The following is a 15,393-nucleotide window of genomic DNA, read 5'->3' on the forward strand; positions in this document are numbered from 1 at the left end:
GTCGTCTACTGTGAAATCAACCACAGCACGGCGCAGATCCTGCGTCCGGACCGCCACTGGCTGCAGAACCACCCAGTAGGCCCGAACCAGTTCGTACACAGCCTGTTCCCCACCTCCGGGGTATCGCTCGCAGGCACCCCGAAGCCGCGACCCTCGACACGGGGAAGCGATGAACGAGGAGATTCCATGCCAGTACACAGACGCATCCTGACCGCGGGACTGATGGCAGCGGCCGTCACTGTCCTCCTGCCCACGATGTCGGGCGCCGGTCCACTCGGTTCCTCACCGACCGGCAGCCTTTCGACCGGCAGTTCTGCCGGTGGAAGCTCCGACGGCGGATGTGACCGGAGCTTCGCGCCCGGCGCCGCGCTCGACACCCCCGGTCAGCTCGCATTCGAGAGAACGGTCGAGGAGGTGGCGGCGCATCCGCTGGTGCGTGCAGCGAAGGCCGACGTCGCAGCGATGTACCGCGCCGACCCACAGGGCACCACCCGCGCCGGCCAGGCCACCCTGGAAGAGGCCGTCGACTCGATCGCCCGGGCCGGGGCGCAAACAGTGGTCACCGACGATCCGAGTCACCCCAGGTTCTCGTGGATGGTGACGGCTCCGCACTGCTGGCACGGATTCGAGGTGCACCGTTCCGGCTACGGAATCGACAACCCCGACAACGTGTATCGCCACACAGCCGTCGACGGCCAGTCGTCGTTCGTCATTCACGGTCGCATGCCGGAACGGCGCCCCGCTCAGCTGTCCTTCGTCCTCTACGGCCAGCTCCCCGGAACCGGAGCGGTGACGAAGGAGGGCGCGCCCGTCCTGGGCTCGCTCACCTCCGATCGGATGCAGATCGATCCAGACGGATCGTTCACGATCACCGTCGACTCGGAGCCCGCGGACGGACGCCCCAACCACATCCGCACCACCGCCGCGGCCAGACTCCTCATCGCACGGGACTCGCTGAACAACTGGGCCGAGGAGCAGCCGTCGCGGCTCGAGATCGAGCGCACGGCCGGCCCCACGGCCCACGCCTCCCGCACGCCCGAGCAGTTGGCGAAACAAACCGCAGATCTGCTCCGCACGATCGGTCGGTACTGGCTCGACTGGGACAACACATTCATCTATTCCAAGGCGGCCAACGACATTCAGGCTCCTGCAGTCCGCGGTTCGGGCTTCGGATTCGCGACCAGCGGGCACTTCGCGCTCGGCCCCGATCAGGCGCTGGTCGTGACGCTCGATCCGGTCGGTGCGCGCTACCTCGGATTCCAGCTGACCGATCCGTGGGGCGTCGCGCGCGAGTACGTCGATCGGCCAGGGAGCCTCAACCAGGCCCAGGCCCGGCCCAACCCGGACGGGACGATCACCTACGTCATTTCCGCCGGGGATCCGGGAGTCTGGAACTGGTTGGACACGAACGGGATCGACGGAGGGATGTACGCGATCCGCTGGCAGTCGGCCCCTGCAGACGTCGAACTGTCACGTACGGTACGGTCCGCCCGCCTCGTCGACCTCGCCGATCTCGATGCGGCGCTCCCGGCTGAGACCACGCGAGTGACACCGGCCCAGCGTGTGACACAACTCGAGGAGCGGGCAGCGGCCTACACCGAACGACTTCTCGGCTAATGCCCGTGGCGATCTCGACAGGTCGTCATCGTCAGGTCGACGGCGACCTGTCGAGGTCCCCGAGGAAATCGAGCAGCACCTTGTTCACCTCGGTCGGGTTCTCCATTGCGAGCAGATGCCCGCCGCCCGGGACTGTGCGGACCGCACGAACGTCGGCGTGATGCTCTTGCAGCTTGTCGATCGGGTCGTCACCGTGCCAGTTCAGGAGGTCGACGTCCGACGCGCTGCACAGGAAGTAGAAGGGCGTTCGGGTGATGTTGTCGGGGCGGGACCTGCGGTACGTCCAGTTCATGTCCGCGGCGAGGTACCAGTTGATCCCGCCGGCGAAACCGCTGCGTGAGTACTCCGAGACGTAGGTTTCCAACTCCCATTCCGACAGCCACGACCACGGCAGGGCCGGCGGCTGCGGCAACGCCTGTCGATATGTGGTGCCCGGCGGATACTGCCACACCTGTGCGAAGTCACCGTCGCCGGAGAGGACGTGGAAGATCTTCGTGAGGATCTCGCGTGGATTCCCGTCGAGATCGAGGCGGGCCCCTTCCGGGTCGTCGAGGTAGTACGACATGTGGTTGAAATGCTCTCGCCCGCGCTCCCTTTCGACCTCGCTGGGAAGTCGGTCGTAGGACGCGTAGAACGGATTCTGTAGACCGATCACGCCCCGCACCCGCTCCGGGTGCTCGATCGCGATGTCGTAGGCGACGAACTGTCCGTAGTCCAAACCCGAGAACACGGCGCTGTCGTGACCGAGGTGGTCGAGCAGCCCGCAGATGTCGGCGACGACGTTGTCGACGCGGTAGTCCTCGAGGCGATCGGGAACATCGGTCTGCCCCATGCCGCGCAGATCCGGTGCCACGACCCGGTAGCCCGCGTCGGCCAGCGCACCGATCTGATGACGCCAACTGAACCACGTGTGTGGGAAGCCGTGCAGAAGGACGACGAGCGGGCCCTCCCCCTCTGTCACGTAGTGCATGTCGAGCCCGTTGATTCGTGCGCGGTGGTGCGTCCAGTTCGCCAAGATGCCCTCACCCTCCTATGGTCTCCGTCACTCCGAATCTAGGCCGGGCGAAGGCATTCCGTCTGCAGTCTTCCCGCTGTGTGAGCCCCGGTCTGCGTGCGCGGTTCGAAACCCGGATGTCCCGAACGCACCGCACCCCCGCCCGGGGGCCGGGCGGGGGTGCCGTGGGTGGAGCTGTGTGACTAGCCCTTCAGCGACGCCGGCGGGGTGAAGCGCTCGCCGTACTTGGCGGCGAGCTCCTCGGCGCGAGCGACGAATCCGGCCTTGCCGCCCGGGTATCCGGCGACGAACTGGCTGACGCCACCGGTCCAGGCCGGGTAGCCGATGCCCATGATCGAGCCGATGTTGGCGTCGGCGGTGGAGGTGATGACGCCCTCGTCGAAGCACTTCTGGGTCTCGATGGCCTCGATGAACAGCATGCGGTCGATCAGGTCCTGCAGCGGCGGGGTGGCCGAGCCGGACTTGAAGTGGTCGCGCAGCCCCTGCCACAGGCCGGTGCGCTTGCCGTCCGCGTAGTCGTAGAACCCGGCACCGCCGAGGCGGCCCTTACGATCGTTGCCTTCGACGAGGTAGTTGATGACGTCGCCCGCAGGGTCGGCCGGAAGTTCCTTGCCCTCGGCCAACGCGGCGGCCTTCGACTCGGCGCGGATCTTCTGCATGAGCGTCAGGTTCAGCTCGTCCGAGAGCTGCAGCGGCGCGGCCGGGTAGCCGGCCTGCATGCCCGCCTGCTCGATGGTGGCCGGCTCGATGCCTTCGGAGACCATGCCGATGGCCTCGTTGACGAACGTGCCGATGACACGCGAGGTGAAGAAGCCGCGCGAGTCGTTGACGACGATCGGGGTCTTGCGGATCGCCTGGACGAAATCGAAGACGCGGGCGAGGGTCTCGTCGGACGTCTTCTCCCCGCGGATGATCTCGACCAGCGGCATCTTGTCGACCGGCGAGAAGAAGTGGATGCCGATGAAGTCCTCGGACCGCTTGACGCCGGTCGCGAGGTCGGTGATCGGCAGCGTCGAGGTGTTCGAGCCGAGCAGCGCGTCGGGCTCGACGATGTCCTCGATCTCCTGGAACACCTTCTTCTTCAGGTCGGGAGACTCGAAGACCGCCTCGACCACGAAGTCGACGCCGGCAAAGTCGGCCGCATCCGCGGACGGCGTGATCAGCGACAGCAGTGCCTTCGACTTCTCCTCGGTGGTCTTGCCCCGCGAGAGCGCCTTGGCCTCGATCTTCTCGGAGTACGCCTTGCCCTTCTCCGCCGCCTCGATCGTGACGTCCTTGAGCACCACCGGGATTCCGGCCTTGGCGCACACGTACGCGATGCCCGCGCCCATCATGCCGGCACCGAGGACACCGACCTTCTTGATCTCACGCTTGGGGATGTCCTTCGGCCGCGAGGCACCGGACCCGATGGCCTGCATGTCGAAGAAGAACGCCTGGATCATGTTCTTCGCGACGCGGCCGGTGACCAGCTTCGTGAAGTAGCGCGACTCGATCAGCAGCGCGTTGTCGACGTCGACCTGGCTGCCCTCGACCGCCGCGGCCATGATCGCGCGGGGAGCCTCCATCGGCGCGCCCTTGAGCTGCTTGCGCAGGTTCGCCGGGAAGGCCGGCAGGTTCGCGGCGAACGCCGGGGTGGCCGGGGTGCCACCGGGGATCTTGTAGCCCTTGACATCCCACGGCTGCACACCGGACTCCGGGTTGTCCTTGATCCACGCCTTCGCGGCGGGGACCAGCTCCTCGACGGAGGAGACCACCTCGTCGATGAGCCCGACCTCCTTGGCCTGCTGCGGACCACGCTGCTGGCCCTGGAGCAGGAACTGCGTCAGTGCCGTCATGATGCCGAACATGCGGACGGTGCGGACGATGCCGCCGCCACCCGGAAGCAGACCCAGCGTGGACTCGGGCAGACCGATCTTGACGCCCTTGACGTCGGCCGCGATGCGGTGGTGCGTCGCGAGCGCGATCTCGAGACCACCGCCGAGAGCGGCACCGTTGATGCACGTGACGACGGGCTTACCGAGAGTTTCGAGGCGACGCAGGTCCGCCTTGAGGTTGAGCGAGTGCTCGAAGATCTGCTCGGCGTCCTCGGGGCCGACCTTGATCAGGTTCTTGAGGTCGCCACCGGCGAAGAACGTCTTCTTCCCCGACGTCAGCACGACGCCGGTGATCGAGTCCTTCTCCGCGTACAGCCGGTCGACGGTGTCCCGCATCGACGAGATGTAGCGGTCGTTCATGGTGTTCGCGCCCTGGTTCGGGTCGTCGATGGTGAGCACGACGATGCCGTCCGCGTCCTGCTCCCAGTTGATGATGTTCTGATCGCTCACTGTTTCGTCTCTCCTGGTTGATTCGTGAGCGTCAGACGCGCTCGATGATGGTGGCCACGCCCATGCCGCCGCCGATGCACAGCGTGACGAGGGCCCGCTTGGCGCCGCGGCGCTCGAGCTCGTCGACCATGGTTCCGGTGATCATGGCGCCGGTCGCGCCGAGCGGGTGGCCCATCGCGATGGCGCCACCGTTGACGTTGAGCTTCTCGTCCGGGATGTTCAGGTCCTTCTGGAACTTCAGCACCACGGACGCGAACGCCTCGTTGATCTCGAACAGGTCGATGTCGTCGATCGTCAGACCCGCCTGCGCGAGGACCTTCTTCGTCGCGGGCGTCGGACCGGTCAGCATGATCGTCGAGTCGGCACCCGAGGTTGCGGTCGCGACGACGCGGGCGCGCGGGGTCAGACCCATCGCCTTGCCGGCGTCCTCGCTGCCGACGAGCAGCAGCGCGGCACCGTCGACGATGCCGGAGCTGTTGCCGCCGTGGTGGACGTGGTTGATCTTCTCGACCCAGTGGTACTTCTGCAGCGCGACGGCGTCGAAGCCGCCCATGTCGCCGACCATCGCGAACGCCGGCGCCAGGCCCGCAAGACTCTCGGCCGTGGTGCCGGGACGCATGTGCTCGTCGTTGTCGAGGATCGTGATGCCGTTGATGTCCTTGACCGGGACGACGGACTTGGCGAAGTAGCCACCGGCCCACGCCTGGGCGGCCAGGTCCTGGGAGCGCACCGCGTACGCGTCGACGTCGTCACGGCTGAAGCCCTCGATCGACGCGATGAGGTCGGCGCCGATGCCCTGCGGCACCACGTAGTTGTCGTAGTTGGTGGCCGGGTCGTTGACCCACGGCCCGCCGTCCGAGCCCATCTTCACGCGCGACATCGACTCGACGCCGCCGGCGATGACCATCTCGTCCCAGCCCGAACGGACCTTCTGCGCGGCCATGTTCACGGCCTCGAGGCCCGACGCGCAGAAACGGTTGATCTGCACGCCGCCGACGGTGTCGGGCAGGCCGGCGTCGGTGGCCGCGATACGCGCGATGTCCATGCCCTGGTCGCCGAGCGGGCTGACCACGCCGAGGATCAGGTCGGAGATGCGGTCCTCGTCGAGGTCCGGGAAGCGGGTGCGCAGCTCGTCGATCAGGCCGGTGACCAGTGAGATCGGCTTGACCGAGTGCAACGATCCGCTCTGCTTGCCCCGGCCACGCGGGGTCCGGATGGCTTCATAGATGAATGCCTCTGTGGTCACGGTGTTCCTTCCTGTTCACGTCTGCGTGCCGCGCGGCAAACCTGCCTATACACGGCACACACCTCGGCTGCCCCCACCTTAGAACGTGTTCCAGTTAGCGGGAAGGACCGAAGCGATCCCCGTCTGTGACCGAGGCGATCACCGGTACCCGCCGAAACCCGCCCTGCCCACGCTGCTCCCGGCGGTCGACCGCTAACCTCTCCACGGGAGAGTCATGCTCGAGAGGGGGCGTTTCGATGGGTGAACCCGCGATCGAGCGGAGAACCGGTCTGTCACGACGAGGGTTCCTGGGCGCGGCCGCGCTCGGCGCCGCCGGAGCCGCGACGCTGGGGACCACCGGCACCGCTGCGGCCCGATCGGCAATCCGTCACACCGCAGCCGCCTCGCACACCCTGCCGTCGCCCGATTCCGTCACGGTCACCGATCCCGCGCTGCTCGGCGCGGTCGAGGCCGCGAGCCTGCTCCGTTCCGGCCGCCTGCACCCCCGGGAACTGCTCGACGCCTGCCTGTCCCGAAGCGCCGCCCTCGACGGGGAAATCGGCGGCTGGATCCGGATCTATCCCGAGATGGCCTACGAGGCCGCGGATGCCGCGGCGCAACGACTGTCTGCGAAGAGCCGCAGCACCAACGGCGACGCGCCCCTGGTCTGCGGAATCCCGTTGGCCCTCAAGGACCTGTTCGCCGTCTCCGGACTGCCCCTGACCGCGTCGAGCCGGGTGCTCGCCGGCAACATCGCGGCGGGTGACTCGACGGTGTGGCGGCAGCTACGGGACGCGGGCATGGTGCTGATGGGCCACGCCCACACCGACGAGTTCGCGATCGGCGTCGCGACCGAACAGGTGGGTAACCCGTGGAACACCGAGTTCTCGCCGGGCGGCTCGTCCGGCGGCAGCGCCGCGCTGCTCGCGGCACGGTTCGTCCCGCTCGCCACCGGCACCGACACCGGCGGATCCCTCCGGCTGCCCGCGAGCGCGTGCGGCATCACCTCGATAAAACCGACGTTCGGCCGGTGCAGCGCGTACGGCGTGATCCCGTTGACGTGGACGCGCGATCATCCCGGTCCGATGGCCCGCAGCATCGCCGACGCCTCACTCCTGCTCGGTCACATGGCGGGCGCCGATCCCAACTTCCCCGCCACGTACGCCGCCCCCGCCGTTCCGGCGGAGGGGTATCCCCTCGCCGCGACGGGCGGGGCACAGCCTTTGGCCGGCAAGCGTTTCGGCGTGGCCCGCCGCAGCGCCGACGCCCTGCCCGCGACGCTCGGCACGCTGTTCGGCGAGTTCCTCGATCTCGTGCGCCGTCTCGGCGGCACCGTCCTCGACGTCTCCCTGCCGATCGCTGCCCCCGACCTGCTCACCGGCGACTCCGCCGAGATGGGCAGCTACCACCGGCAGTTCTCCGACCGACTCGGCGACTACCGCCTCGACAACGGGGCGACGGTCGCCGGCACGCTCGCGGCGCTGGCGGCCCCCTCGATCGACTACATGACGTCCGCCCGGAACCGGATGGTGTACCAGCACGACTACAACCGGATGTTCGCCGACAACGACCTCGACGCCGTCCTGGTGCCGGGCTCCAAGATGGACGGGGCCAAGCGCATCGAGATCGCCGGTGTCTCGGTGTTCGGGGGCACCACGGGCGACGTGCGGTGGGCCAACCTCACCGGTACGCCGGTGGTCTGCACGCCCGCCGGACGGTCCTCGGCCACCGGTCTGCCCTTCGGTGTCCAGATCGGCGGACGCCCGTGGGACGAGAAGGGACTCATCGAGATCGCGCTGGAACTGCAGGCGGCCCGCCCCGACTGGCAGGCGGCGCCCACGATTCCCCCGGCACCGCGCGACATCCCGCGAGTGCAGGCGACCACTCCCGGACCCGGGCCGGATCCGACCAACACCGACAACGTCGGCTTCGGATTCCATTTCCTGCCGACGACGGCGACCGCTCCGGTCTGATCGAGCGTCGTCAGAGCCCCATACCGGCCTCCCGTGCCCGGACGATCGCGGTCGATCGGTCCGGCACGCCCAGTTTGGTCAGGACGTTCGACACGTGGTTGCGAACAGTTTTGGGGCTGAGCACCAGTCGTCGGGAAATGGTCGCGTTGTCGTGGCCGCGGGCGATCAGGTCGAGCACCTCGTGCTCGCGTTCGGTGAGTTCACGGAACACACTCGACCGGGCCCGCGGTGCGGCGACCGCGGTCATCGCTTTGGCCGCGACCGCGGCGCCGACGATCATGTCGCCGTTCGCGACCGCGCGGATCGCCCGCTCCACCTCGGCTGGGTCGGCGCCCTTGACGAGGTAGCCACGCGCCCCGGCACGCAGCGATGCCAGCAGGGAATCCTCGTCCTCGTGCATCGTCACCACCAGCACCCGCAGGTGCGGGTACCGGGCGCACAGCGCCCGCGTGGCGTCGACCCCCGATCCGTCCCCCAGCTCCAGGTCCATCAGCACGACGTCGACGTCCGCGGTGACCACGTCGAGCGCCTCCGCGGCCGAACTGGCCTCGGCCACCACCTCGATGCCGTCGAGGGTCGACAGCAGTGCGACCATGCCCAGTCGGAACACCGGGTGATCGTCGACGACGGCGACGGCGATCCCGCTCACGACGCCACCAGCGGAAGCCGTGCCGTGACGACGGTACCTCTGGGGCAACCGGTTTCGATGGTGACAGTGCCCCCGAGCTCGTCCGCCCGCTCGCGCATGGACCGCGTCCCGATGCCGGCGGGCGCGGACGGGTCGCATCCCCGGCCGGCGTCACGCACCACCAGGGTGAGGACCGGCAGTCCGGCACCGTCCGTGCCGCAGGTCGCCTCGACCCGGCATCCGGGCGCGCCGCTGTGCCGTCGCGCGTTGGTGACCGCCTCGATCGCGATGCCGTAGGCCGCTGCACCGGCCTGCCCACCGATGTCGGCGGGCACGTCGGCCACCACGTCGAGATCGAATCCGCTGCGGGCGTATCCGGTCGCGAGTTCCTCGAGCGCAGCGCCGAGACCGAGTTCGTCGAGGACCGGGGGGAAGAGGTTGCGCGAGAGCGAGCGCACGCCGTCGACCTGGTGGTCGAGCTGCTCCTGCAGCGAGTCCAGCAACTTCGCAGCGGCCTGCGGGTCGGCGACGAGCAGGTTGCGGACGCCTTGCAGTCCCAGCCGAATTCCCGCGAGCGACGGGCCCAGCCCGTCGTGCAGTTCACGTCGGATCACCCGGCGTTCCTCTGCCCGCACCGAGGCCAGTCGACGTCGTGCGGTCGCGAGGTCCTCGGCGGACTGGACGACGACGAGACCAGCCGTCACCACAGAGGCCAACTCGGACAGGGATTTCCGCGAGCGGAGGCCGAGCGACTCGCCGGGTGGTGCGGTCACCGCGAGGCTTCCGACGCGGGCGCCGCGATGCACCAGGTCCACCGTTTCGGCCGGACCGGTGGCCCTCCCCCAGCACACCGACTCGGCGCCGTCGGCGCGATGCACGGTCACCGATTCGAGCCGCAATCCCAGACCGACCCCCGCGGCCAGGCCTTCGAGCAGTTCAGTCGGGGACTCGGCGCTCCCGAAGTGCCGACCGAGTTCCCGCACCGCGTGCCCTGGTTCGCTCCCCGATCCGTAGACCAACCGGTGCACCCTGTGCTGCAGCCACATTCGGGACGGCTGTACCGCGACTGCCACAACGGCCGCGGCGACGAACTGCGCGCCGGTGGAACCTCCGTCGGGCAGCAGGCCCGCCAGCACGGTGGCCACCACGACGTACAGCCCGATCAACAGCGCGGTGAGACTGCCCGCCAGCACGGCCCGGCTCACCGCCAGATCCAAGCCCCACATGCGTTGCCGCAGTATCGAGACGAAGATCGCACCGAGGAAGAAGGGCTGCACCACCAGATGCGCGACGGGGGTGATCATCCACAATCCCGGCACCGTCGCCGGCAGCATCAGCGGCACGAAGGACAGCGCCATGAGTGCGGTCCCCAGCGCGAGCCAACCCAGTCCGACCCGCTCGTCGACCGGGCCGGACCGCCACCGCCGGGCGACGTCGGCGGCGGCCACGAATCCGACGGCCACGACGGGCGCGAGCAACGGCACCTCCGAGACGTCGGTGAAGGTGCGCGCCAAGAAGAACCACGCGGTCACCAGTGTGCCGGCGACGAGTCCCACTCGCGCCGCGTCGTCCAACCGGTGGTCGCGCACCAGCCACGGGATCACGAGGAACAGCGCCAGCGTCCCCGGAATCCACGCGGTGTTCTGCAGCGGCGACAGGACGTCCACCCACGGCAGGTCCGGCCGCACCGCCGCCCACTGCGAGTAGGCGTAGCCGAGGGCGGCGAGTCCGATGCCGATCGCCGCCGCCCCCAGAATGATCGGGACGGGGTGCACGCGCCGGGCCAACACCACTCCGGCGACCGTGCCGTAGACGGCCGAGCCGACGACGTCGACGAGGAAGAACAGTTGGTTCGAGTCGATGCCGGGGTCGGCGACGAGGAAGGTCACGAGCGACAGCACAACGAGCGTCCAGCAGGTCACCGCCACCGCGGCGGCCGCGACCGGCGCACCGACTCCCGCGATCCGCTCGACCATGCACCCTCCCGTGTCGTCCGATCCGCCCGGCATGTGAATCGCTAGCGAGTATGGACCGCTAGCCCCGCGCCCGGTCGCCGAACGCGAATCCGATCGCCACGACCAGCACCCACACCGGCCCCGTGAAGCCGGCCATGTACTGCAGCGGGGACACGCCGAACAGCGCGGTGAGCCCGCCGAGCACCAGCGACGTCCAGCCCATCCAGCGCGGTCCCGCGCCGTGGCGCAGCATCCCCGATGCCACCGCGAGCGCACTGACACCGACGCCCGCCCACAGCCACGGGATGGTGCCCATCCAGTGCGCCCCGACGACCGCGTACTCGGGAACCACCTCGTCGAGGTGACCGAGTCCGAAGATCAGTTCGGTGGTGAAACCGGTCCCGAGCAGACACGCGGCACTGGTGAGGACCAGCCCGCCCCCGGCTACCGCGGGCAGCAGCGTGCCCTCGGGCAGACGATCGGACAGCCGGCGCGCCAGTCCGGCGGCGAACACCAGCATCAACAGCGCCGCGATCATCAACGACACGTGCATCACGACGACGGCGGTGCGCTGGTCGGCCAGGCGGTTCGCGATCGCCACCGCGTCACCGGCCACGCCCTCCGCGTAGGCGGCGTCGATGAATCCGCTGGCCTGGATACCGATCACACCGGCAAGCCCGGCCACCACGCCGACGTATGCCCACGTCCGGGGCCGGTGTCCGGCAGCGGCCGGTTCCCCGGCGGGCGACAACTCCGATATCTCGACTGCACTCACGGGCTGCTCCTGCGGGTCGCGGTGCGCCCACCCGGTCGGGCGACGTCACCGGAACACGGTCACCGCGTTCGCCAGTCAGGCTCCGACGCCCGGCATCCCGGGCACCAGGGACTGCTGTCCCGAGTACCCGGGACAGCAGTCAGCGCGGGCCGTACCCCAGTTCCGCTGCGGTCTGCCGGGCGGCGTCCGTGACCGGCACCGCGTACGCGGCCGTCCCGTAGGCACAGATCTCGGACCAGTTGCCTCCCAGGTCGGAGGTCTCGAAGCGCATCGCGACGATGACGTTCCCGCCCCGCTGGGCTGCCTCGGCGACGAGACGGCTCATCGCCTCGTTCCGACTCTCGGTGAGGTTCTTGGTCATTCCCTGCAATTCGCCGCCGACGAGGGATTTGAGGCCCGCGCCGATCTGCGACCCGATGTTCCGGGACCGGACGGTCAGTCCGAACACCTCGCCGATCACCCGCTGGATCTCCCAGCCGGGAATGTCGTTAGTCGTCACAACAAGCATGACGACGAGATTAGAGGACCGAACACAAGATCCGGAGAACGCGAGTTCGATCCACATCGCGCGGAAAACCACCGCCGACCGGCGGCCGGCCCTTTCCACGCGCCTGCCGGCGGCGTTCAATTGGCTCATACACCCGTGACACGCCCTTTCGACCACGGGTTTGGAGGTAGCAGCGATGTCGAAGCCGGCCGACGGACTCGCGTCGAGAGACTGGGACGAGGTCTCCCAGGCGGTCGCGGACGCCTACTTCCCGCACACCCTCACGCCCAGTACCCGCTTCCCCGCGGCGAACGTCTCGCTACGCAAAACCGGAACCGGTCCCGTCCGCATCGCCCGCCTCGCGTGGGGCGCCGACGTGTCGGTGCAGTCCGAGCACCCTGGTGCCTACGGCGTGAACATACCGCTCACCGGTCGGCTGGACTCGGTGGTGGGCGGCAAGGAGGTGTCGTCGCTGCCGGGCACTGCGACCGTGTGCCCGCCGGATGTCACGACACTGATGCCGCACTGGACGTCGTCGTGTGAAATCATCGGCGTCCGTTTCGATCACGAGTACCTGCAACGCGAGATGCACCGAATCCTGGGGCGTGCCGGTCGGCCGCTGCCGAGCCAGGTGAACCTGTCCACGTCCGCCGGGACGACGTGGCTTCGATTCGTGGAATCGCTGTCCGATCAGATGGACGGACCGCGGTGCCTGTTGCACAACGATCTGGTGGCGAGCCAGATCCTGAGCGCTGTCACCACCGCGTTCGTCCTCGCGGCCGTGCCTGACGACGCGGAGGGAACCGCCGCGACGCGGCCGCGGATCGTCAAGCGGGTGATCGACGCCCTGCACGACGACCCGGCCCACGCTTGGACCGCCGCGGAGATGGCCGAGAAGGCGGGGGTGAGCGTGCGGCGACTGCAGGAGGGTTTCCGGCAGTACGTGGACCGCAGTCCCACCGAGTACCTCACCGACATCCGTCTGGTCCGGGCCCGCGACGACCTGCACGCGGCCGGACCCGGTGACACCGTCGCCGCCGTCGCGCTGCGGTGGGGGTTCGCCCATTCGGGCCGCTTCGCCGCGGCCTATCGCACCCGTTTCGGCACGTCGCCCTCCGCGGCGCTCCGCAGTTCCTGATCCGCTCACCCGAAGGAATCATCGTGATCGTCGTGTCCCGCTTCACCACCCGTGTGCCCGCCGCCGCTCCCCCTGCCTCCCCGGACCCCGGCGGCCCACTGATTCTGACCGGCCGCGTCGTCGACGATGACGGACGGCCGGTCCCCGGTGCCACGGTCCAGGTCCGCCGCAGCGACGGATCCGGCGGTGCGCACGCCGGTTCGACGGTGGCCCGGGTGACGACCGACACCGACGGCCGCTACGCGATCTCGACGATCACTCCTGTGCCCTACCAGATTCCGACGGACGGCCCGACCGGGTGGTTCATCGTGAACGAGAAGTGGAGTCCGTGGCGGCCGGCGCACCTCCACGTCACGGTGCGGTCTCCGCACACGCGCACCGCGACAGCCAGGCTGTACTTCCGACGGGACGCGTGGATCCGGCACGACGCACCCGAGTCCGCGATCCTCGACCCCCGTCCGGGCGTTGACGGGATCGACAGGGCGGTCTACGATTTCGCGCTCACAATCGAGCCGTGTCGTCCTGCGGTCGAGGTTCGCTGATCCGCCCTTCGGCACCGCCGTCCTGCGTACGCTGACTCGGTACCCCACGCCCGAGGAGCAGTACATGACGGTCACGATCCACGAGGCCTCCGAGGTCACCGACGAGCTGGTACAGGCGTGCACGATTCTCATACCGCAACTGTCGACGTCGGCACCGCCGATCACCGCGGCGTACCTCGAGCAGGTCGTGGGCTGCCCCACAAATACCCTCTTCGTCGCCAGGCTGGACGGCTGCATCGTCGGAACGCTGACCCTGGTCGTGTTCCCCATCCCTACCGGCAATCGGGCCTGGATCGAGGACGTCGTGGTCGACGCCGCCGCGCAAGGACGCCGGGTAGGAGCCGCACTCACCCGAGCCGCCCTCGCCCGCGCCGACGAACTCGGCGCCCGCACAGTCGATCTGACGTCCCGCGACTCGCGCGTCGCCGCGAACCGGCTCTACCTGAAGCTCGGATTCGTCCCGCGCGAATCCAACCTGCTGCGTTTCTCGATGGTCGAGACGTCGCGAGGATGACTCGCTCGACTTCCTGGTAGCGGCGGATCGGGGGACACATCCGACCGGGTGCGTAGTCGCGTGGGACCCACGTATGGTGGCGACGCCCAATTCAGACAAACATTTGTTGGGAAGCCTCCCGTTCAGCGGGACACACCTGCTAGCGTGTCGGACTTGATCACAGTTTTCCCGCCTCCGCCGGTCCGACCAGGGGTGCGGAAGTTGTTTGGAGGTGTCGATGACAGTCGTCGAGTCCGGCGATGCCGTCGCAACCCCGCGCCGAGATCTGCCACCGTCGATGATCGAGCGCATGACCCTGGTCCTCAGCGCATTCGACAGTCGGACCTCGCGCCTGACGCTGGAGGAGGTGACGTACCGAGCGCAGCTTCCGCGCTCGACGGTGCACCGCATCCTCCTGCAGCTGGTGCGGTTGAACTGGGTCGAGCACGCTTCTTTCGGCTACTGCCTCGGCCGCCGAGCGCTCGGACTCGCCGGCGGCGACGGCGGCCACAGCGAAATCCGTGCTGCCGCAGCCCCGTTGTTGCACGAACTGCACATGCAGACCGGCATGGTGGTGCACCTGGCCGTCCTCGACGGAGCCGAAAGTGTCTACCTCGACAAGATCGGCGGTCGCTTCGCCTCGACCCTTCCGTCGCGAGTCGGCGGACGTGGCCCTGCGTACTCGACGGCGGGCGGCAAGTCGATGTTGGCGTGGCTCGACCCCGAGCGGGTCGACAGCCTGTACGAGCAGCGGCTGGCCCCCTGCACCGACCGAACCATCTCCGGCCTCTCGACGCTGCACCAGGAACTCAACCGCATCCGGCAGCGGCGCGGGATGGCATTCGAGAGCGGCGAGTCAGTTCGCGGAGTGGCGTGCGTCGGTGTCGCCGTCCGTGGACACGCGGGCCCGGTCGCCGCCATCTCGCTGTGCGGCGAGGCGCGTACGGCACCACTCGAGCGCGTGGCACCGCTGGTGGCGGACGCGGCGCGCGAGGTCTCCCGCACCCTTCACCCCGAGCTCGGGCAGCCGCGCCGGGCACGGCGAGCAGCGAGCCCGCCCGCCGCCACGTGGTCGGCCGAGGCGATGGACCGACTGCTCGCCATCCAGAGCGGGCAGTGGATCTGAGTCGACGGCAACCGGGGGGGGCAGGCTTCCTCGGACCCCGGGGATTGACTCTCCGCAAGGTCTTCGCCGGCACACTGCGCCCACCGGCCCCGCCC

At 68.8% G+C, this 15,393-nt stretch carries 13 protein-coding genes; 6 read left to right on the forward strand and 7 right to left on the reverse strand.

The features are described 5' to 3' along the window. The first annotated feature begins 186 nt into the window (after positions 1–186). A complete protein-coding gene (locus tag PSS76_RS20205; protein WP_013414647.1) occupies positions 187–1,617 on the forward strand; it encodes a hypothetical protein in 1,431 nt (476 codons plus the stop codon). A 31-nt stretch (positions 1,618–1,648) separates the two neighbouring features. On the opposite strand, the gene PSS76_RS20210 is transcribed toward PSS76_RS20205, so the two are convergent. From PSS76_RS20210 to PSS76_RS20220, 3 genes are all read right to left on the reverse strand, one after another. After that, positions 1,649–2,587, reverse strand: a complete 939-nt coding sequence (locus tag PSS76_RS20210; RefSeq protein WP_236733760.1) for an alpha/beta fold hydrolase — start codon at positions 2,585–2,587, stop codon at positions 1,649–1,651. A 227-nt stretch (positions 2,588–2,814) separates the two neighbouring features. After that, positions 2,815–4,956: a 3-hydroxyacyl-CoA dehydrogenase NAD-binding domain-containing protein gene (locus PSS76_RS20215; RefSeq protein ID WP_013414645.1), complete on the reverse strand. Its 2,142-nt coding sequence runs from the start codon at positions 4,954–4,956 to the stop codon at positions 2,815–2,817. A gap of 31 nt (positions 4,957–4,987) precedes the next feature. Further along, positions 4,988–6,202, reverse strand: coding sequence for an acetyl-CoA C-acetyltransferase (locus PSS76_RS20220; RefSeq protein WP_013414644.1), 1,215 nt, complete (start codon positions 6,200–6,202; stop codon positions 4,988–4,990). 236 nt (positions 6,203–6,438) lie between these two features. On the opposite strand from PSS76_RS20220, the gene PSS76_RS20225 reads away from it, so the two are divergent. Next, positions 6,439–8,154, forward strand: coding sequence for an amidase (locus PSS76_RS20225; RefSeq protein WP_013414643.1), 1,716 nt, complete (start codon positions 6,439–6,441; stop codon positions 8,152–8,154). Between the two features lie 10 nt (positions 8,155–8,164). Here the strand turns inward: PSS76_RS20225 and PSS76_RS20230 are convergent, their stop codons facing one another. The 4 genes from PSS76_RS20230 to PSS76_RS20245 form a co-directional block, all read right to left on the reverse strand. Next, positions 8,165–8,803, reverse strand: coding sequence for a response regulator (locus PSS76_RS20230; protein ID WP_005516093.1), 639 nt, complete (start codon positions 8,801–8,803; stop codon positions 8,165–8,167). Next, a complete protein-coding gene (locus PSS76_RS20235; protein WP_081188020.1) occupies positions 8,800–10,758 on the reverse strand; it encodes a sensor histidine kinase in 1,959 nt (652 codons plus the stop codon). The genes PSS76_RS20230 and PSS76_RS20235 overlap by 4 nt, the downstream gene beginning before the upstream one ends. 58 nt (positions 10,759–10,816) lie before the next feature. Continuing rightward, positions 10,817–11,512 (reverse strand): hypothetical protein, encoded by a 696-nt coding sequence (locus PSS76_RS20240; protein ID WP_425355248.1) that lies wholly within the window; start codon positions 11,510–11,512, stop codon positions 10,817–10,819. Between the two features lie 139 nt (positions 11,513–11,651). Then, on the reverse strand, positions 11,652–12,020 hold the full coding sequence (locus PSS76_RS20245; protein WP_037084711.1) for a YbjQ family protein: 369 nt from the start codon (positions 12,018–12,020) through the stop codon (positions 11,652–11,654). Positions 12,021–12,195: 175 nt separating this feature from the next. Between PSS76_RS20245 and PSS76_RS20250 the strand changes: the two genes are divergently transcribed. The 4 genes from PSS76_RS20250 to PSS76_RS20265 all read left to right on the forward strand — a co-directional run bounded on the left by PSS76_RS20250 (position 12,196) and on the right by PSS76_RS20265 (position 15,298). Beyond that, a complete protein-coding gene (locus PSS76_RS20250; RefSeq protein WP_081185486.1) occupies positions 12,196–13,137 on the forward strand; it encodes an AraC family transcriptional regulator in 942 nt (313 codons plus the stop codon). A 23-nt stretch (positions 13,138–13,160) separates the two neighbouring features. After that, positions 13,161–13,679 (forward strand): dioxygenase family protein, encoded by a 519-nt coding sequence (locus PSS76_RS20255; protein WP_013414638.1) that lies wholly within the window; start codon positions 13,161–13,163, stop codon positions 13,677–13,679. Between the two features lie 64 nt (positions 13,680–13,743). Further along, on the forward strand, positions 13,744–14,193 hold the full coding sequence (locus PSS76_RS20260; RefSeq protein WP_013414637.1) for a GNAT family N-acetyltransferase: 450 nt from the start codon (positions 13,744–13,746) through the stop codon (positions 14,191–14,193). A 217-nt stretch (positions 14,194–14,410) separates the two neighbouring features. Then, positions 14,411–15,298 (forward strand): IclR family transcriptional regulator, encoded by an 888-nt coding sequence (locus PSS76_RS20265; RefSeq protein ID WP_037085777.1) that lies wholly within the window; start codon positions 14,411–14,413, stop codon positions 15,296–15,298. The last annotated feature ends 95 nt before the right edge of the window (positions 15,299–15,393 follow it).

The sequence above is a fragment of the Prescottella sp. D32 genome (genome assembly GCF_037287305.1).
GTDB lineage: Bacteria > Actinomycetota > Actinomycetes > Mycobacteriales > Mycobacteriaceae > Prescottella > Prescottella equi.

Excerpts from the sequence above, each read along its gene's own strand:
- PSS76_RS20205 (WP_013414647.1), top strand. The coding sequence starts at position 187 with ATGCCAGTACACAGACGCATCCTGACCGCGGGACTGATGGCAGCGGCC.
- PSS76_RS20235 (WP_081188020.1), bottom strand. The coding sequence starts at position 10,758 with ATGGTCGAGCGGATCGCGGGAGTCGGTGCGCCGGTCGCGGCCGCCGCG.
- PSS76_RS20265 (WP_037085777.1), top strand. The coding sequence starts at position 14,411 with ATGACAGTCGTCGAGTCCGGCGATGCCGTCGCAACCCCGCGCCGAGAT.
- PSS76_RS20260 (WP_013414637.1), top strand. The coding sequence starts at position 13,744 with ATGACGGTCACGATCCACGAGGCCTCCGAGGTCACCGACGAGCTGGTA.
- PSS76_RS20245 (WP_037084711.1), bottom strand. The coding sequence starts at position 12,020 with ATGCTTGTTGTGACGACTAACGACATTCCCGGCTGGGAGATCCAGCGG.
- PSS76_RS20210 (WP_236733760.1), bottom strand. The coding sequence starts at position 2,587 with ATGCACTACGTGACAGAGGGGGAGGGCCCGCTCGTCGTCCTTCTGCAC.
- PSS76_RS20250 (WP_081185486.1), top strand. The coding sequence starts at position 12,196 with ATGTCGAAGCCGGCCGACGGACTCGCGTCGAGAGACTGGGACGAGGTC.
- PSS76_RS20225 (WP_013414643.1), top strand. The coding sequence starts at position 6,439 with ATGGGTGAACCCGCGATCGAGCGGAGAACCGGTCTGTCACGACGAGGG.